This is a genomic window from Sphingomonas sp. PP-CE-3A-406, assembly GCF_003688625.1.
In the GTDB taxonomy this organism is placed as follows: Bacteria; Pseudomonadota; Alphaproteobacteria; order Sphingomonadales; family Sphingomonadaceae; genus Sphingomonas.
In genome coordinates, this window is record NZ_RCWY01000002.1 from 605,611 (window position 1) to 622,763 (window position 17,153).

Here is a 17,153-nt window from a genome sequence, read left to right on the forward strand (position 1 = left end):
GCTCCGGTAACCGCCGACCCGATAGGATGACCCGATGAAGCCGACCCACCTGTTGCTCGCCGCGCTCGCCGTCGCCGTGGCGTTCCCCGTCTTCGCCGCCGACCCCACGCCCGAGCAGAAATCAGCGAAGGAAGCCGAGGACCGGCTGCACACCGACTGGGCGTATCTCGGCCGTTACCGCGAGGCGAACGCCGCGCTCCCGGCCCCCGTCGCCGGCCAGCCGCGGATCGTCCTGATCGGCGATTCGATCACGCAGGGCTGGTACGACAAGGTGCCGGCGTTCTTTACCGCCGGCCGGATCGGTCGCGGGATCGGCGGCCAGACCACGCCGCAGATGCTGGTGCGCTTTCCCGCCGACGTGATCGCGCTCAAGCCCGCCGTCGTGCAGATCATGGCCGGCACCAACGATATCGCCTTCAACACCGGGCCGATGACTCCCGACGAGAGCAAGGCCAATATCCGCGCGATGACCGAACTGGCGCAGGCCAACGGGATCCGCGTGATTCTCGCCTCGATCCCGCCCGCCGACCAGTATCCGTGGCGCCCAGGTCTCGATACCGGCAGCAAGATCGTCGCGATGAACGCGTGGCTCAAATCCTATGCGGCGGCGACCGACTCGACCTATGCCGATTACTGGTCCGCGCTGGTCGCGCCCGGCACGCTGGGGATGCGCGAGGGGCTCTCGTCGGATCACGTCCACCCGACAGTGGCCGGGTATGCGGTGATGGCGCCGGTCGCCGAGAGCGCGTTCAAGGCGGCCTTGGCGCGCCGTGCCCCGACCCGCGCGGTGATCGCCCGCTGATGCTGCTCGCCGCGCTAGCCCTGTCGACCGCCCTGTCGACCGCCATCGTCTCCACCGATCACGGTCCGGTGCGCGGCGAAGTCACCGCGGACGGTCGCCGGCTCTTCCGCGGCATCCCCTACGCGGCGCCACCGACGGGCCCGCTCCGCTGGAAGCCAGCGCAGCCGGTCCGCACGTGGCAGACCACCCGCGACGCCACCGCGTCCGCGCCTTCCTGCCCGCAGGTCGATCGCGGCTGGAACACAAAGGCGGCCAGTTTCGCTAGCGAAGACTGCCTCTATCTCGAAGTCGCGACGCCCAACCCCAAACCCGCCAGGCCGCTGCCGGTGATGGTCTGGATCCACGGCGGCTCGAACTATGCGGGCGGCGGCGCGGGCACGATCCAGTCGGGCATGGTCCGCAAGGGCGTCGTGCTCGTCAGCATCCAGTACCGGCTCGGCGCGCTCGGCTTTATGTCGCACCCTGCGCTCACCCGCGAAGGCGGCGGCGCCTCGGGCAATTACGGGCTGATGGACCAGCAGGCAGCACTCCGCTGGGTCCGCGCCAACATCGCGGCATTCGGCGGCGATCCCGCCAACGTCACGCTGTTCGGCGAAAGCGCCGGCGCGATGGACGTCGGCCTGCATCTGCTCAGCCCAGGCTCGCGCGGACTGTTCGCCAAGGCGATCGAGGAAAGCGGCACGCCCGGCTTCGGCACGCCCCCGCGCAGCCTCGCCGAGAACGAGCGCCTCGGCACCATGATCGCGGAAAAGGCCGGCATCGCACAGACCGCCGCTGCGCTGCGCGCGCTCCCCGTCGCCAAGCTGATCGCCGCGACCGAGGCTGTCGATGTGCCGGGTCTCGCCGACAAGAGCTTCATCTGGCTCCAGGCGATCGTCGACGGCCGTGTCCTCAAGGAAACGCCTGCCCAGACCTTGGCGAAAGGCGGCAACCCCGCCCCGCTGATCGTCGGCAGCAACGCGCGCGAACTGACTCTCGACGGCGGCGTTTCGCGAGCCAGCGAGGCGATCGCGGACGCGTTCGGCAGCAACGCCGCCCTCGCGCGGAAAGCATATGGCCTCGACGCGATCCCGGTCGCCGACCCGCGGATGGGCGATCTCGACCTGATCCTGTCGAACGACATCACCTTCCGCTGCCCGGTGACGACCGTCGCAGCCGCGCGAACCCGCGCAGGCCAGCCCGTCTGGCAGTACCAGTTCGACTATACCGCCCCCGACGCCAAGCCGGTCACGCACGGCAGCGAGATCCGCTACGTGATGGCGGGCAGCGACGAAGTCGAACCGGGCGCGCCGCCGATGCAGGCCTATTGGCTCGCCTTCGCGCGCACCGGTACCCCGAACGCACCGGGCCTACCGACTTGGAAACGCTACGATCTCGCGAGCAAGACGTATCTCGGCTTCGTCAACGGCGGCCCGCAGCCCGGCACCGATCTGCGCGGCGCTGTCTGCGGACTGCGCGCCGCGCCCTGACGTCGAACGGCGTCAGGCTGGCCAGAGCCGCGCGGCGCCGCGGACTCCGCTGCTGTCGCCCCACACCGCCTGGACGATCTTCGCGTCCCAGCCATCCGAGAACGTGTGGCTGCGCACCACTGCAGGAAGCCGATCGTAGATCTCCACGACGTTCGACATGCCGCCGCCGAGCACGAAGCAATCCGGATCGACCAGGTTCGCGATCAGCGCGAGCGCGCGACCCAGGCGGTCGATGTAGCGATCGAGCGTCGCGGTCGCGCCCGCGTCGCCGGCACGCGTCGCAGCCATGATCGCCGCGCCGTCGAGCGCCTGCCCCGTGACGCTCTCGTGATCGCGACGGAACCCCGTCCCCGACACCCAGCTTTCCAGGCAGCCATGCAGGCCGCACCAGCACACCGGCCCTGGTACCTCCATGCCCGTCGGCCACGGCAGCGGGACATGGCCCCATTCGCCGGCGATCCCGTTCGCGCCCTCGACGATCCGCCCATCGATCACCAGCCCGCCGCCGCAGCCGGTCCCGACGATGATCGCGAACGCCGATCGCGCCCCCGCTGCAGCGCCGTCGACCGCCTCGGATAGCGCGAGGCAATTGGCGTCGTTCGCCATCCGCACCGGCCGCTCCATCGCGGTCTCCAGGTCTTCGCGGAACGTGCGGCCGTTGAGGTAGAGTGAATTGGCGTTGCGCATCAGGCCGGTCTGCGGCGAAATCGATCCGGGCGTGCCGATCCCGATCGTGCCCGGCGCGCCGGCTTCCGCCTCGACCGCGAGAACGAGGTCGCGGACATCGCGTACCGCGCGATCGTAATCGCCCGGATTGGGCACGCGAAGACGGCTGAGGAACTGGCCGCCCTCGTCGAGCGCCGCAGCCTCGATCTTCGTCCCGCCAAAATCAATACCAATCTGAACCATCGATCGCCTCTCCCATCGAACGCCGTCGGCGACGTCGAAACCGGAGGGGAGAGTGCAGCGTCTCTTGGTAAAAGAGGCACAGGGGCTTCGCTGCGATCAAAACCGCCGACGCCAATCGCTCCCATCGTCGCCCAGTCGCAGCGGCACGTGTGAAACCAATCTAGCCAAGCGACATCGAATTAAAAAGTTAAATTGCGTTAATCGTTTCAGCCGGCGCGGCCGGCCTGCATCAAGATGGCGTCCGACGGAAGGATATGGTGGAGGAACGGCAGGATCGCCGCGCCGATCGCAGGCGCATCGTCCGACATCGCCGCGCGCATGACCCGCGCGGCCGACGGTAGCGCCAAATCTGCCAGCATCGCATTGAGCCGCTCGACAAGCGCGTCGACCAGAGGCCCGGGCAACCGTCCCCCGATCAAAACCGCACCGGGATCGACCAGGCAGCTCACCGCGATCAGCGGCGCGATCAGCGATTGCGCCGCATCCTCGACCCAGTCGGCGACGATCGCCGACACCGCCGGATCAACGCCGGTCAGCGCGCCGACCCCGGCAACGTCGCAGCCTCCCGCCTCCAGCCGGTCGTAGAGCGCGGACAGCGACACCGTTTCCTGTACCGTTCGGCCTTGGGCGCGCGAGGTCATGTCGGGCATGAAACCGATCTCGCCGCTGCGCGCGCCGGCGCCACGGAAGTAATTCCCGTCGATCACCAATCCGCCGCCGAGACCTGCGCTGACCAGGACGTAGAAGAAGCTCGGCAGCACCATCCCCGATCCGAACTGCGCTTCGCCGATCGCCGCCGCGGCGGCATCGTTGTCGACATAGACCGGCCACGGCACGATCGCCCCGACGAGCGCGACGACGTCGACGTCGTCCCACCCCTCATACGCGGCAGGACGATGCGGGAACGGCACCCGCCCAAGGTCGTCTGGCATCGCGACGCCAACTCCCAGCAGGCGTGCCTCGTCGATCAGGTCAGAGGATCGGATCGCGGCGATCTCGTCGCGCAGCCAGGTCGAGACCGCGTCAGGCATCGCGAACGCGATTTCACGCGTCGCGCGCGTCAGAACCGTCCCCGCGAGGTCGAGCGACACGATCGTGATATGGTCGCGGTCGATATTGATCCCGACCGAAAAGCCGCCCGCCGGATTGATCACAAGCTGCGCCGCGGGCTGACCGCGCGCGCCCTGCCGCCGCCCCGCGTCGCTGATCAGCCCCGCCTCGAGGAGCCGCCGCGTGATGTTCGCGATCGTCGGCGCGGTCAGCCCGGTGATCGTGGCGAGATCGGTCCGGCTCGCCTCGCCGCTCACGCGGATCGCCTGCAGCACGGTCCGCTGGTTGTAGTCGCCCGCGCGTTCGAGGTTGGTCCCCGAAAGACTGATGCCGAGCCGCGCACCGCGATCGCCAAGCCGCGCGCTGCGATCGATCCCCACCGACTTTCCCGGCGCGCCCGAGCCCAGTTCCTTGTTCTTCGTCACATGCTTCGCCCGTTCCGGTCGGTTGCGCGGAGAATCGCCCGCCGGACCACACCGATCGTAGCCTGACGCCCAAATCGCAGCGGGTCAAAGCCGACGATCGTCGGTTTCGCCGCCGATCAGGACGGGCGTTTCACTGCCGTCGACCCAATCGGTTGAGGCGTCACAGTTTTCTCGCACGACCCGTCCTATCTGCTGTCCCGCACCCGGTATTTTGTGCCACATCGGGCGAATGCAGGATCGTTTTTCCGCGCCGTGCCGCAGCGCGCGCCTATCACCACCAACGTCGAGGCTCTCCCACCATGAATAGCGACGTCCTGATCGTCGGCTCGGGCGCCGCCGGGCTCACCGCGGCGCTCAACCTGGCGGAGCGCTTCACGGTCACGGTGCTCGCCAAGGGCGCACTCAACGAGGGCTCGACCGCCTGGGCGCAGGGGGGGATCGCCGCGGTGCTCGAACCCGGCGACACGTTCGAGAACCATGTCGAGGACACGATGGTCGCCGGCGCCGGGCTCAACGACCGCGCGATCGTCGAAATGGTTGTCGAGGGTGCCCCCGCCGCGATCGAGCGCCTGACGCATCTCGGCGTGCCGTTCGAGACCGAAGGCAACGCGCTGCACCTGACGCGCGAGGGCGGCCACTCGCACCGGCGCATCGTCCACGTCGCCGACGCGACCGGCTGGGCAGTGCAGGAAGCGTTGCAGAAAGCCGCCGAAGCGCATCCGAACATCACGCTAGTGCCCGATCAGATCGCGATCGACCTTGCCACTGGCCGCCACGAAGAACGCTATTCTGGCTCGGGCAACGTCTGGGGCGTTTACGCGGTCGATCGCAAGACCGAACGCGTCGCCCTCTACACCGCGCGCGCGACGATCCTCGCGACCGGTGGCGCAGGCCGCACTTACCTGTTCTCGACCGCCCCCCGCGGCGCGACCGGCGACGGCATCGCGATGGCGTGGCGCGCCGGCGCTCGCGTCTCGAACATGGAGATGATGCAGTTCCACCCGACCTGCCTCTACAATCTGGAGGTCAAGAATTTCCTGATCACGGAAGCGGTCCGCGGCGAAGGCGGGCGGTTGATCAACCCGTCGACCGGCAAGCGTTTCATGACCTATTACGACCCCGCGCGGATGGAGCTCGCCCCCCGCGATATCGTCGCGCGCGCGATCGACGCCGAGATCAAGCGCTATGGCCTCGACTACGTCCATCTCGACATCAGTCATATGCCGCCCGAATTTATCCGCCATCACTTCCCGAACATTTACGAGAAGCTGCTGAGCCTCGGCATCGACATGACGACCGATCCGATTCCGGTCGTCCCCGCCCAGCATTATACCTGCGGCGGCATCGTCATCGACGAACACGGTAAGACCGACCTCCCCGGCCTCTATGCGGCGGGTGAATGCACCGAGTCCGGCCTCCACGGCGCCAACCGGCTCGCGTCCAACTCGCTGCTCGAATGCTTCGTGTTCGGCGAGGCGGCAGCGGACACCATCGCCGCGAACTGGGACACGCTTCCCCCGCCGCCCCCGATCCGCCCGTGGGACGAAAGCCGCGTCACCGATTCCGACGAGGAGGTGGTGATCAAGCAGACCTGGACCGAGATCAGGCGGTTCATGTGGAATTACGTCGGAATCGTTCGAACCACGAAACGACTTGAACGCGCGCAGCACCGGATCAAGTTGCTCAACGACGAGGTGGCCGAATATTACCAGCATTTCCGGGTCACGCCCGACCTGATCGAACTGCGCAACCTGCTCCAGACTGCCGATCTCATCGTCCGGTCCGCGTTGCACCGGCACGAGAGCCGCGGCCTGCATTTTACCCTCGATTATCCGGAAACTCTGCCGGACGCGATCGATACGGTTCTCGTTCCCTGACGTTACAGCGACTCAGCCCGTGTGCGGCGCGCTTCGTCGCACGCGGGTGTGAGGGCAGTTTCACGCGGAGGATCAACGGATAAGGGTCGATGCTTCAGTGCAGGGCGTTCAGTTCATCATGACTTCGGCGAGTGCGTTCAACCGTCTTCTGGTAACCTCGCTGTTCGGCGCGGCGCTCGCCGGTTGCGGATCGGCCTCGCGGCCAAGCCCTCCCGCGGTCGGACCGGTGCACCAGGCCGAGGGGTTCGTCTCGATCCCGGTGCCACCACCGCTGCCACGCGCCTTGCGCCCCGCCCCGCTCAGCCTCGTCAACGCGATCTCCGAACTGCACAGCGGTTTCCAGGGCAAGGCGGGCATTGCGATCCGCGCGGTCGACGATGGCTGGACGGTCGAAGCGGGCGGGCGCCAGCTCCTGCCACAGCAATCGGTCAGCAAGCTCTGGGTGGCGATGACCGTGATGGACCTGCGCGATCAGGGCAAGATTCGCCTCGACGAACCGATCGTCGTGCGGCCCCAGGACCTGACCCTGTTCCATCAGCCGATCGCGATGCTGGTAAAGGGCGACGGCTATCACACCACGATTGGCGACTTACTGACGCGCGCGCTGACACACAGCGACAATACCGCGAACGACCGGTTGCTTGCGCGCGTCGGCGGGCCATCCGCCGTGCGGTCGATGATCGCGCGGAAACAGCTTGGTGCGATCCGCTTCGGTCCGGGAGAGCGCCTGTTGCAGAGTGGTACGGCGGGCTTGATCTGGCAGCCATCCTACGCGGTCAATGGTGGCTTCATGACCGCGCGCAACCGGCTGTCGCCCGCGGTGCGCGAGGCTGCGCTGAACGCGTACGTCCGTAATCCACCCGACGGCGCTGCACCGATCGCGATCGCCGATGCGATCGCGCGGCTGGCGAAGGGGGATATCCTTTCCGAGACGTCGACCAAGATCCTGCTCGATACGATGGGGCGTTCGGTGACGGGCCGCGCTCGCCTACGCGCGGCGCTCCCCGGCGGATGGGAGATCGCGCACAAGACCGGCACCGGCCAGGATCTCGGCCGCCGCAACGCCGGCTTCAACGACGTCGGCCTGCTGACCGCGCCGGACGGGCGCCGTTATGCGATCGCGGTGATGATCGGGGATACCATCCGGCCTATGCCCGAACGCCAGCGGCTGATCCAACAGGCCGCAGCGGCAGTCGCCCACTACGCGGGAACCACCCGACCGCTGCACTGAAACTTCCGTCCCGCAAACCCCCGTCATCCTGACGAAAGTCAGGACCCAGGATCACGGGCGATACCGTAGTTGGCTCTGGGTCCTGACTTTCGTCAGGATGACGTATGAAGGGCGACCTCCCTCTTCGGGCAAGCCCTCAATCGAACCCGTTCGCCAGGAACCGCTCCGCCACTGCGCAATGCATCGCGATCCCGTGCGCCATCACGCGTTCGTCGATCGTCATCTTCGTATTATGCAGCGGCGGGTTGGTACGCGGATCGCTACCCTCGGGCGCCGCGCCGATGAACGCCATCGCCCCGGGCAGCTTCTGGAGCACGTACGAGAAGTCCTCCGCGCCCATCATCGGCGGCATCACCTGATACGCGCCCTCGCCGCCAATCGCGGTCGCACACGCCTTCATCAGGTCGGTCGCCCGCTCGTCGTTGACGGTGACCGGATAGCCTTCCTCGATCGTCGGCGCACCGACGGCGCCATGCGCGGCGGCGATGCCCTCGACCATGCGGATGAACGCCGCGCGGACCTGCTCGCGGGTGCGTTCGGAGAGCGTACGCATCGTCCCGAGCATCTCGACGGTCGACGGGATGACGTTGTGTGCGGAGCCGGCGTTAAGCTTGGTGATTGACAGCACCGCGGGATCGGTGACCGCCACCTGACGCGCGACATAGGTTTGGAGCGCGGTGACGATCTCGCAGGCGATTGGCAGCGGGTCGAGGCAGTCGTGCGGCATCGCGGCGTGCCCGCCGCGGCCGGTGATCGTCGCACGCAACGTATCGGTCGACGCCATCAGCGTGCCCGCGCGGCTGACGACATGCCCCATCGGCATGTTCGGCGAGATGTGCAGCGCGAAGCCCGCCTCGGGCAACGGCGAGTCGAGCAAGCCGTCGGCAATCATGTGGCGCGCGCCGTGATGCCCCTCCTCTCCCGGCTGGAACATGAAGACCACCGTACCGGGGAGTTCGTCACGCCGCGCACACAACGCCTTGGCCGCACCGACCAGCATCGCGGTATGCGAGTCATGCCCGCAGGCATGCATCGCGCCGTCGATCTTCGACGCGAACGGCAGGCCAGTCTCCTCCTGCATCGGCAACGCGTCCATGTCGCCGCGGAGAAGGACGGTCCGGCCGTTGCCGCCGGCAGTGCCTGCGCGGCCGCCGCGGAGGATCGCGACGAAGCCGGTGGTCGAGGTCCCCTCGCGGATTTCGAGCGGGAGGCCGGCGAGCGCGGCCTTCACCTTGTCGGAGGTGCGGGGGCAATGAAGACCGACCTCGGGATCGGCGTGGATCGCGCGACGCAGCGTGATCGCATCGTCGAGGCTGTCCTCGCCGATGGCGGTCCAGTCGGTCGGGGCCCAGTCGGTGGTGGATTCGAAATCGAGGGACATCGTCTGACTCCTTGAATGACTTAACCACCACCCCGGCGAAGGCCGGGGCCCAATTGGAAAGGTCGATGTAACGGAGCGCCGTTCGACGTTACCTCCGTTCCCCAATTGGGCCCCGGCCTCCGCCGGGGTGGTGTGTTTGTTTGGGGGGCGGCTCGGCCCCTGATCATGAGGGCAGTCTACCCCCGGAAGAGCCCGCCTAAAACCCCGCGCAGTACCGTACCGACCAAGCCGCCGCTCGACGACGAGCGGCGGGACTTGGTGCCAAAGACTTGCTTGCCGATCTCGTTCGCTACCTGCCGCCCAATCGACGAACTTGCCGCACGTGTCGCCGACGATGCCATCTTAGTCCAGGGCGAATTTGCCGCCTCGCGGTCAGCCTCGCGCTGCTGGCGGTCCGCCTCGCGTTGCTCAGCTATGCGAGCCCGCTCCGCCTCTTTCGCCGCCTTCGCATCGACCTTCGCCTGCGCGGCCGCAGCCTTCTCCGCCTCGGTCGTCGCCTTGGCTTCGGCCGCCGCGGCGCTCGCCTCCTGCGTTTTCGCCGCCAGCAGCTCCTCCGCAGACTCGCGATCGACCAGCGTGTCATACTTCGCCCCGACCGCGTCGGTCTCGATCATCACCTTCCGCTCAGCCGCCGTGATCGGACCGACCCGCGAGGCGGGCGGCTTGATCAGCGTGCGTTCGACCGGGGTCGGTGCGCCATCCGCCTGGAGCAACGACACCAGCGCCTCGCCGACTTTCAGCTCGGTGATGATCGTCGCGACGTCGACACCGGGATTCGCGCGGAACGTCTCCGCTGCCGAGCGCACCGCGGCTTGGTCCCGCGGCGTAAACGCCCGCAACGCATGCTGGACGCGGTTGCCGAGCTGCCCCGCGACGGTGTCGGGAACGTCGATCGGGTTCTGCGTGATGAAATACACGCCGACGCCCTTCGAGCGGATCAGGCGGACGACCTGTTCGATCTTCTCCAGCAGCGCCTTTGGCGCCTCGTCGAACAGCAGATGCGCCTCGTCGAAGAAGAAGCACAGCACCGGCTTGTCGGGATCGCCGATCTCGGGGAGATGCTCGAACAGCTCGCTCATCAGCCACAGCAGGAACGTCGCGTACAGCTTCGGCGAGGCCATCAGCTTGTCGGCAGCAAGGATATTGACGATCCCCCGCCCCTTGTCGTCGACGCCGATGAAGTCGTTCATCTCGAGCGCCGGTTCGCCGAAGAAATTCTCCGCACCCTGCGTGCGCAGCTGGAGCAGCGAGCGCTGGATCGCACCGATCGACTGCTTCGAGACGTTGCCGTACGTCACCGTCAGCTCGTCGGCGCGGCCGGCGCATTCGGTCAGCATCGCCTGGAGATCGTCGAGGTCGATCAGCAGCAGCCCCTCCTTGTCGGCGACGTGGAAGGCGATCGTCAGCACGCCTTCCTGCACCTCGTTGAGGTCCATCAGCCGCGCCAGCAACAGCGGCCCCATCTCGCTGATCGTGGTGCGGATCGGATGGCCCTGCTCGCCGAACAGGTCCCAGAACTGCACCGGATTGTCGGCATAGGCCCAGCTATCGTCGCCGATTGCTTTCGCGCGCTCCGCGAAGCTCGCATGCGTCTTCGCGGTCGGCGACCCGGCCATCGCGAGGCCGGACAGATCACCCTTCACGTCGGCGACGAAGCACGGCACACCGTTCGCCGAGAAGCCCTCGATGATCCCCTGCAACGTCACCGTCTTGCCGGTGCCGGTCGCGCCCGCGATCAGGCCGTGGCGATTGGCGCGCTTCAATTCCAGCGTCTGCGGCTTGCCGTCCACGCTGGCGCCGATGAAGATGCCGTCGGTCATGGGTCTCGTCCTCTGTATCCGGCGCCGACCCTAACCCCGCGCGCGGTAAAGAAAAAGGACCGCCGCTCAGCCGAGCGACGGTCCTTGAAAGTCAGTCATGTCGGTCGTGGATTACTTGATCTTGACCGGCAGGAACGTCGCTGGGCTGCGACCGCGCTTGACCTGCAACAGGACCTGCGGGCGGCCCGCTGCCTTGGCCGTATTGACCGCGTTTTGGACATCGGCCGCAGTGCGCACGGGGGTGCCGTTGACCGAGATGATCACATCACCGCGCTTGAGCTTGCCATACGCATCGCTGGTCTGCGCGACCACGGCGATGACCACACCCTGCGTGTTCGCCTCAACGCCAACCGCCTGTGCGATCGCCGGGGTCAGCGGCTGTACGCCGATGCCAAGCGCTGCGCCGGCCACCGGCGCGGCGGGCGTTGCCGAGTCATCCCCGTCGTCACCGTCGTCGGAGCCGAAGCCCTGCGCATCGCCGCCGACCACAGCCGCCAGCTTGTCAGGGCTCGGCCGCGGCACCACGACCACGTTTGCCGAAGTCGGCTTGCCGTTGCGCAGGATGTCGAGACGCGCGGTCTGACCGGGCTTCACGTTCGAGACCAGGTAGGACAGCGACTGATCGACCGTCACCGGCTGGCCGTTGACCTTGGTCACGACGTCACCTGCGCGCACACCGGCCTTAGCCGCCGGGCCGCCTGCAGTCACGTCGTTGATCAGCTCGCCCTGGTTCTTGGGAATGCCCAGCGCCGCGGCGGTATCCTCGTTGATCGTACCGCCCGGCTGAAGCTGGACGCCGATATAGCCGCGCTCGATCGTGCCGCCCTTCATGAAGGTGGCGATGATCGGCTTGGCGACGGCCGCGGGGATCGCGAAGCCGATGCCGATATTGCCGCCCGACTGGCTGAAGATCTGCGAGTTCACGCCGATCACGTTGCCGTTCAGATCGAACATCGGGCCGCCCGAGTTGCCCTGGTTGATCGACGCATCGGTCTGAATGAAGCGATCATACGCGCCGCCCTGCCCGGTGACGCGGTTGATCGCCGAGACGATGCCCGCGGTAACGGTGCCGCCGAGACCGAACGGCTCGCCGATCGCGACGACCCAGTCGCCGACGCGCGCCCCGTTCGAATCGCCGAACTTCACGAACGGCAGATTTTTCGCGTCGATCTTCAGCAGCGCGAGATCGGACTCCTGATCCTTGCCGATGACTTTGGCGACATATTCCTTCTTGTCGCTGAGCGTCACGGTGATCGAATCGACCGTCGCACCCTGCGCGCCCGGCGAGATCACGTGGTTGTTGGTGACGACATAGCCATCGGGCGAGATCAGGAACCCCGAGCCGAGCGAGGCGCCTTCGCGCTTCACCGGCGCGCCGCCCTGGCCGCCGCCGCCCATGCCGCCGAACAGGTCACCGAACGGCGTGCCCGCGAACGGATTGGCCTGCTGCTTCTGGACGATCGTCTGCTTGGTCGAGATGTTGACGACCGCAGGCTGGAGCCGCGCAACCATGTCGGCGAAGCTCATCGGCGCGCCGGGTTTCGGCGAGACCGCCTGGATCGCACCGGGTTCGTTCTGCGCGACCTGCGCGCCGCTAGGCTGAAGCGCGAGCGTCGCGGTCGCGCCGCCGAGGAGAAGAGCACTGGTAATGGCGTAGGCGTAACGCACTAGATGTTGTCCTCTCGTTTCATCAATCGAAACAGGTATCCTGTAGGGACACCGTCCTGAATGATGCTTGAATATGAACGGGCGTTCAAAGGTTCCGCAGGCTCAACGCCCGCGGCCCTCGAATTCCCGCAAATAGCTGTTGTTCGGCGAAAGAATGATCGAGGTCGATCCTTCGGGTGCCGGACCGCCATCCGCGCCGAACGTGTGGCGATACGACTGCATCGCGCGATAGAAGTCGTAGAAATCAGCGTCCTTGCCGAAGCTCTCGGCGTAAATCTTCGCCGAATCCGCGTCGGCCTGCGCACGGACGATCTGCGCCTGCTTCTGCCCTTCGGCACGGATCGTGATCGCCTCCTGCTGGCGCGCACTCGACATGCGCTTGAGTGCGCTTTCGAGCGGCAGGCCGACGGGAAGATTCGCCTGCTTGATGCGGACGTCGACGATCTCGACGCCGTATTGGCTGGCGACGCGCTGGAGACCCTTCTGGATGTTGTCCATCAGTTCGGACCGCTCGGGGCTGAGCAGTTCGACGAAGCGCCGCTTGCCGAGTTCGTTGCGCAGCGCAGAGCCCAAGATCGGACGCAGCTGATCGGGAATCCGATCCTCGCTACCGACCGCGTTGCGCATCTTGCGCGGGTCGACGATCCGGTAGCGCGCATAGGCGTCGACCTCGAGCCGAAGCTGATCGGTCGACAGCACCAGCGTGTTGTCGAGTTCGAGATCCTGGACGCGCTTGTCGATCCAGACGATCCGGTCGACGAACGGGATACGCGCGATCAGCCCCGCGCCGGTCTGGCCGAACGGCGTGTTCGGCTGCCACGCATTTACCGTGCGGATCGGCTGGCCAAAACGCAGGATCACCGCCTGCTTGGTCTCGGGCACGATCGCGAAAGTCGATGCGGCGAGGATCACCAGCAATAGCGCGATGATCCCGACGACGATCGGATTGCGGAAACTCACGGCGTTCACTGGGCAGCTCCAGGCTGAGCTTGAGGTGCCGCGGCGGCAGCGGCGGGCGCTGGCGTGACTACCTCGGGATTCGGTAGGCGCTTGGCGTTCGACAACGGCAGATACGGCACCACCCCGCCCGGCGTCTCGACGATCGTCTTATCGCTCTTGGCGAGCACTGCCTCCATCGTCTCATAATACATACGACGGCGCGTCACTTCCGGCGCGAGTTTATACTGCTCGTAGACCTTGTCGAACGACGCGGCCTCGCCCTGCGCGCGCGCGACAACCTGTTGCGCATAGGAGCGCGACTGGTTGAGGTTGGCGATCGCCTCCTGCTGCGCGGCAGTGACCGCATTGAAGTCCTCGACGATCCGCGCCGGCGCAGCGGCCTGCTTGATCGCAACGCCCTGGATACGGACGCCCGACTTATAGTCGTTGAGGATCTGCTGGGTCAGGTCGGCGACACGCTGCTCGATCACGGTACGACCGGTGCCGATCGCCTGGTCGAGTGTCGTCGTCGCGACCACCGCGCGCATCGCGCTCTCGGCGGCGGCGCGGACGGTCTCGTTCGGCTCGGCAAGCTGGAACACGTAATCGCGTGGATCGGAAATATCCCATCGCACCGAGTATGCGAGGTCGATGATGTTCTGGTCGCCGGTCAGCGTCAGGTTCTCGCCGTCCCCTGTCGGGAAATTGTCGGTGCGGATCTTCTGTACGTCGACCACCGTCACGTCGGAAATCGGCGCGGGCATCGTCAGGCGAACGCCCGGATCGAGCGTGCCGGCGTATTTGCCGAAGTAGGTGACGACGCCGCGCTGCTGCGGACCGATCTGGTGGACCGAGGTGAACAGGATCCACACGACCGCGATGATCGCGACGCCGATCGCCCAGAGCGCGCGAGCGTTGGCCCCCGACGGCAGGCCGCCAAAGCCACCATTACCGCCGCCACCACCACCCGAGCCGCGCGCTTTACGCAGGAACTCGTCGAGCGCGGTCGGCTTGGCGGCAGGCTTGCGGCCACCTGGAGGTTGCGCCCAGGGATTGCGCGGGCCGCTGTTACCGTCGTCGCCCGAGCCGCCCCAAGGGCCTTTCGGTGTTTCGGTGGCGAGGATATCGGGGCGCCGGAACCAGCGCGAGAAGATCGTCATACCAACCTTTATAGGTGTGCGCTGGCGGAAAAACAGTGCCAAGCGGCCCGGGCGGCCCTATCTGGCGCGGATGATCGACATCGAAGGCGTAAAGGCGGCGGTTGCCGCAGTAGCGGGCAAGCGGGCGACCGTCCGGCTCGAAGGAACGCGAGCGGGCATCATCATCGATGCGACTGGGCTCGACCCGCAGGCGCGCGATGCACTGGAGGCCACCGTGCGGATGGCGGCGACGCAGCCCGGCGTGACCGAGGTGCGGATCGCCGTCACTGCGGAACGCTCGACCCGCCGGCTGATCGCGGTCGCCAGCGGCAAGGGTGGCGTCGGCAAATCGACGCTCGCCGCCAACTTGGCCATCGCGATGTCGCGTGCGGGCCGCCGCGTCGGGCTGGTCGACGCCGATATCTACGGACCGTCGCAGCCGCGACTGATGAACGTCGAGGGCACCCGGCCGACCGCGAAGGACAAGATCCTCGATCCGGTCCCGACCCCGTACGGCGTACCGCTGCTGTCGATGGGCCAGCTCGTCGAGCCGGGCAAGGCTATCGCGTGGCGCGGACCGATGGCGGCGGGGGCACTCGGCCAGCTGGTCGAGGCCGACTGGGGCGTGACCGATACGCTCGTGCTCGATCTCCCACCCGGTACCGGCGATGTCCAGCTGACGATGGTCCAGAAATACCGGCCCGCGGGCGCGGTGATCGTCTCGACCCCGCAGGATCTCGCGCTGATCGATGCGCGCCGCGCGATCGATCTGTTCGAGAAGGCCGGCATCCCGATCATCGGACTGGTCGAGAACATGGCGGGCTATATCTGCCCGCATTGCGGCGAGGCATCGGACCCGTTCGGCAATGGCGGCGCGGAAGCGGCGGCGCGTGAACTCGGCATCCCGTTCCTCGGCCGCGTACCGCTGACGATCTCGATCCGCACGGCCTCCGACGCGGGCACGCCGCCGGCCTCGAGCCCGGACGATACGGTGTTCATGCCGATTGCGGCTCAGGTCGTCGCATGGCTCGGGAAACTGTGAAACCCACGGGCCTGATCTACGTTGTCTGATTACCGGTCGTACCCGACGTGTTGAGTTGCGGTACGAGCGGACCAGATTTCTTCTTGCAGGAGGCATCGATGCCGTTGACCGCCGATGCCGACATCAAGGCCCTGCTCGAGAGCGCGCGCACGATCGCGTTGATCGGCGCCTCCGACCGCCCCGATCGCCCCTCCTACGGCGTAATGGCCGAGCTCCAGGCGCATGGCTACCGTGTGATCCCGATCAATCCGCAGATCACCGGCGAGCACATCCACGGCGAGTTCGTCTTTCGCGACCTGTCGCAACTCGGCGATCCGATCGACATCGTCGACATCTTCCGCAACTCGACCGCCGCCGGTGAGGCCGTCGACCAGGCCATCGCGGCGGGGGCAAAAGCGGTGTGGATGCAGCTTGGCGTCGTTAACGAAGACGCTGCCACACGTGCCGAAGCCGCAGGACTGAAGGTGGTGATGGATCGGTGTCCGGCAATCGACATTCCACGGCTTGGTGTCGCCAAGATTGACGCAACCACCCGCGAATGACGCTTGCTACCCCGGCCGATCGCAGCCAGGCTGCGGATCTGGTTGGAGGCGCTCATGCTCGCGATGCTGCTGTCGATATTGATCGAGGACCCGCTGATCGCTACCGCAAAGGCGCGCATGGCCGCCGAGAAACCGTGTATCCAGAGTGCCGACGAGACCGATATCACGGTTTGCGGGATGCGACATGCCGACCGGTTCCGTGTGCCGCTTGCGACGCGTATCGTCGAACGTCGGGATATGGTGACAGAACAGCGGTCAGCGTTGGTCCATGCGCGTACGCCGATGGAAGATATGGGGCCATTTCTGGTAGGCGGGGGTAGCGCTGGCGTGCGGGCAACCGTTGGCTTCGGTCCCGGCGAGGGCTCCGGCGACGTGAAAGCCGGCGGCATGCGTCCGACAGCACCGTGACGGCCCGATGATCATAACCGTCCTGCTCTCGATGCTCGCGCAAGCCGCACCAACGGCTGCGTCTACGCAAACACCTCTGCCAGAGCGCTTCTCGATTTTGGCCGATCCATGTGCAGCGGCGTCAAAGGATGGCAGTGAGATCATCGTCTGCGGCGGCCCCGCGGCGAACAGCCCGCGCCTGCCGCTGCCGGACGAACGCGGCCCGCCCGACCGTGCGGTCGCGTCCAATCCCGAGCTCAGCGCCGTTCGTGCGCTGCAACTGGAGGGCACGCCCTGCGCGGCCAGCCAGCGCGGATGCCAGGTTGGCTTTGGCCCACCGATCGCCCCGATCGCAAAGGCGGCAGTCGGACTGATCAAGAGCGCATTGGCGAAGAAACCGGACAAGCTTGGTCGCGTGCCGATCGACCTCGACGGCCCCGTCGGCACCGTCAACTAAGGCTTTGGAGACGCT

15 protein-coding genes are annotated in these 17,153 nt (G+C 66.8%); 8 read left to right on the plus strand and 7 right to left on the minus strand.

The window, feature by feature from the left end; translation table 11 throughout:
• The first annotated feature begins 34 nt into the window (after positions 1-34).
• Both C8J44_RS09255 and C8J44_RS09260 read left to right on the plus strand, forming a co-directional pair.
• Positions 35-802, plus strand: coding sequence for a GDSL-type esterase/lipase family protein (locus tag C8J44_RS09255; protein ID WP_121904260.1), 768 nt, complete (start codon positions 35-37; stop codon positions 800-802).
• Positions 802-2,271: a carboxylesterase/lipase family protein gene (locus C8J44_RS09260; protein WP_121904261.1), complete on the plus strand. Its 1,470-nt coding sequence runs from the start codon at positions 802-804 to the stop codon at positions 2,269-2,271. Before C8J44_RS09255 ends, C8J44_RS09260 begins: the two co-directional genes overlap by 1 nt.
• Positions 2,272-2,283: 12 nt before the next feature.
• Here C8J44_RS09260 and C8J44_RS09265 read toward each other — a convergent pair whose 3' ends face one another.
• Together C8J44_RS09265 and C8J44_RS09270 are read right to left on the minus strand one after the other, a co-directional pair.
• On the minus strand, positions 2,284-3,180 hold the full coding sequence (locus tag C8J44_RS09265) for an ROK family protein (RefSeq protein WP_121904262.1): 897 nt from the start codon (positions 3,178-3,180) through the stop codon (positions 2,284-2,286).
• Positions 3,181-3,386: 206 nt separating this feature from the next.
• Positions 3,387-4,655 (minus strand): ROK family transcriptional regulator, encoded by a 1,269-nt coding sequence (locus C8J44_RS09270; protein WP_259466789.1) that lies wholly within the window; start codon positions 4,653-4,655, stop codon positions 3,387-3,389.
• A 299-nt stretch (positions 4,656-4,954) separates the two neighbouring features.
• Here C8J44_RS09270 and nadB point away from each other — a divergent pair, with 299 nt between their 5' ends.
• Together nadB and C8J44_RS09280 are read left to right on the plus strand one after the other, a co-directional pair.
• Positions 4,955-6,532 (plus strand): L-aspartate oxidase, encoded by a 1,578-nt coding sequence (gene nadB / locus C8J44_RS09275; protein ID WP_121904263.1) that lies wholly within the window; start codon positions 4,955-4,957, stop codon positions 6,530-6,532.
• Between the two features lie 118 nt (positions 6,533-6,650).
• On the plus strand, positions 6,651-7,763 hold the full coding sequence (locus C8J44_RS09280) for a serine hydrolase (RefSeq protein ID WP_121904677.1): 1,113 nt from the start codon (positions 6,651-6,653) through the stop codon (positions 7,761-7,763).
• A gap of 136 nt (positions 7,764-7,899) precedes the next feature.
• Here C8J44_RS09280 and C8J44_RS09285 read toward each other — a convergent pair whose 3' ends face one another.
• From C8J44_RS09285 to hflK, 5 genes are all read right to left on the minus strand, one after another.
• Positions 7,900-9,144: a M20 family metallopeptidase gene (locus tag C8J44_RS09285; RefSeq protein WP_121904264.1), complete on the minus strand. Its 1,245-nt coding sequence runs from the start codon at positions 9,142-9,144 to the stop codon at positions 7,900-7,902.
• A 176-nt stretch (positions 9,145-9,320) separates the two neighbouring features.
• Positions 9,321-10,964: a helicase HerA-like domain-containing protein gene (locus C8J44_RS09290; RefSeq protein ID WP_121904265.1), complete on the minus strand. Its 1,644-nt coding sequence runs from the start codon at positions 10,962-10,964 to the stop codon at positions 9,321-9,323.
• A gap of 111 nt (positions 10,965-11,075) precedes the next feature.
• Positions 11,076-12,632: a Do family serine endopeptidase gene (locus tag C8J44_RS09295; protein ID WP_121904266.1), complete on the minus strand. Its 1,557-nt coding sequence runs from the start codon at positions 12,630-12,632 to the stop codon at positions 11,076-11,078.
• A 102-nt stretch (positions 12,633-12,734) separates the two neighbouring features.
• Complete coding sequence (hflC, locus tag C8J44_RS09300; RefSeq protein ID WP_183128747.1) at positions 12,735-13,601, minus strand: protease modulator HflC; 867 nt, start codon at positions 13,599-13,601, stop codon at positions 12,735-12,737.
• Complete coding sequence (gene hflK / locus C8J44_RS09305) at positions 13,598-14,731, minus strand: protease modulator HflK (protein ID WP_121904267.1); 1,134 nt, start codon at positions 14,729-14,731, stop codon at positions 13,598-13,600. Before hflK ends, hflC begins: the two co-directional genes overlap by 4 nt.
• A 70-nt stretch (positions 14,732-14,801) precedes the next feature.
• Here hflK and C8J44_RS09310 point away from each other — a divergent pair, with 70 nt between their 5' ends.
• From C8J44_RS09310 to C8J44_RS09325, 4 genes are all read left to right on the plus strand, one after another.
• Complete coding sequence (locus C8J44_RS09310; RefSeq protein ID WP_121904679.1) at positions 14,802-15,752, plus strand: Mrp/NBP35 family ATP-binding protein; 951 nt, start codon at positions 14,802-14,804, stop codon at positions 15,750-15,752.
• A 98-nt stretch (positions 15,753-15,850) separates the two neighbouring features.
• On the plus strand, positions 15,851-16,294 hold the full coding sequence (locus tag C8J44_RS09315; RefSeq protein ID WP_121904268.1) for a CoA-binding protein: 444 nt from the start codon (positions 15,851-15,853) through the stop codon (positions 16,292-16,294).
• 54 nt (positions 16,295-16,348) lie between these two features.
• Positions 16,349-16,702: a hypothetical protein gene (locus tag C8J44_RS09320; protein ID WP_121904269.1), complete on the plus strand. Its 354-nt coding sequence runs from the start codon at positions 16,349-16,351 to the stop codon at positions 16,700-16,702.
• Between the two features lie 7 nt (positions 16,703-16,709).
• Complete coding sequence (locus tag C8J44_RS09325) at positions 16,710-17,138, plus strand: hypothetical protein (RefSeq protein WP_121904270.1); 429 nt, start codon at positions 16,710-16,712, stop codon at positions 17,136-17,138.
• The last annotated feature ends 15 nt before the right edge of the window (positions 17,139-17,153 follow it).

Excerpts from the sequence above, each read along its gene's own strand:
- C8J44_RS09255 (WP_121904260.1), top strand. The coding sequence starts at position 35 with ATGAAGCCGACCCACCTGTTGCTCGCCGCGCTCGCCGTCGCCGTGGCG.
- C8J44_RS09260 (WP_121904261.1), top strand. The coding sequence starts at position 802 with ATGCTGCTCGCCGCGCTAGCCCTGTCGACCGCCCTGTCGACCGCCATC.
- C8J44_RS09265 (WP_121904262.1), bottom strand. The coding sequence starts at position 3,180 with ATGGTTCAGATTGGTATTGATTTTGGCGGGACGAAGATCGAGGCTGCG.
- nadB (WP_121904263.1), top strand. The coding sequence starts at position 4,955 with ATGAATAGCGACGTCCTGATCGTCGGCTCGGGCGCCGCCGGGCTCACC.
- C8J44_RS09280 (WP_121904677.1), top strand. The coding sequence starts at position 6,651 with ATGACTTCGGCGAGTGCGTTCAACCGTCTTCTGGTAACCTCGCTGTTC.
- C8J44_RS09285 (WP_121904264.1), bottom strand. The coding sequence starts at position 9,144 with ATGTCCCTCGATTTCGAATCCACCACCGACTGGGCCCCGACCGACTGG.
- C8J44_RS09290 (WP_121904265.1), bottom strand. The coding sequence starts at position 10,964 with ATGACCGACGGCATCTTCATCGGCGCCAGCGTGGACGGCAAGCCGCAG.
- hflK (WP_121904267.1), bottom strand. The coding sequence starts at position 14,731 with ATGACGATCTTCTCGCGCTGGTTCCGGCGCCCCGATATCCTCGCCACC.
- C8J44_RS09310 (WP_121904679.1), top strand. The coding sequence starts at position 14,802 with ATGATCGACATCGAAGGCGTAAAGGCGGCGGTTGCCGCAGTAGCGGGC.
- C8J44_RS09315 (WP_121904268.1), top strand. The coding sequence starts at position 15,851 with ATGCCGTTGACCGCCGATGCCGACATCAAGGCCCTGCTCGAGAGCGCG.
- C8J44_RS09320 (WP_121904269.1), top strand. The coding sequence starts at position 16,349 with ATGCTCGCGATGCTGCTGTCGATATTGATCGAGGACCCGCTGATCGCT.
- C8J44_RS09325 (WP_121904270.1), top strand. The coding sequence starts at position 16,710 with ATGATCATAACCGTCCTGCTCTCGATGCTCGCGCAAGCCGCACCAACG.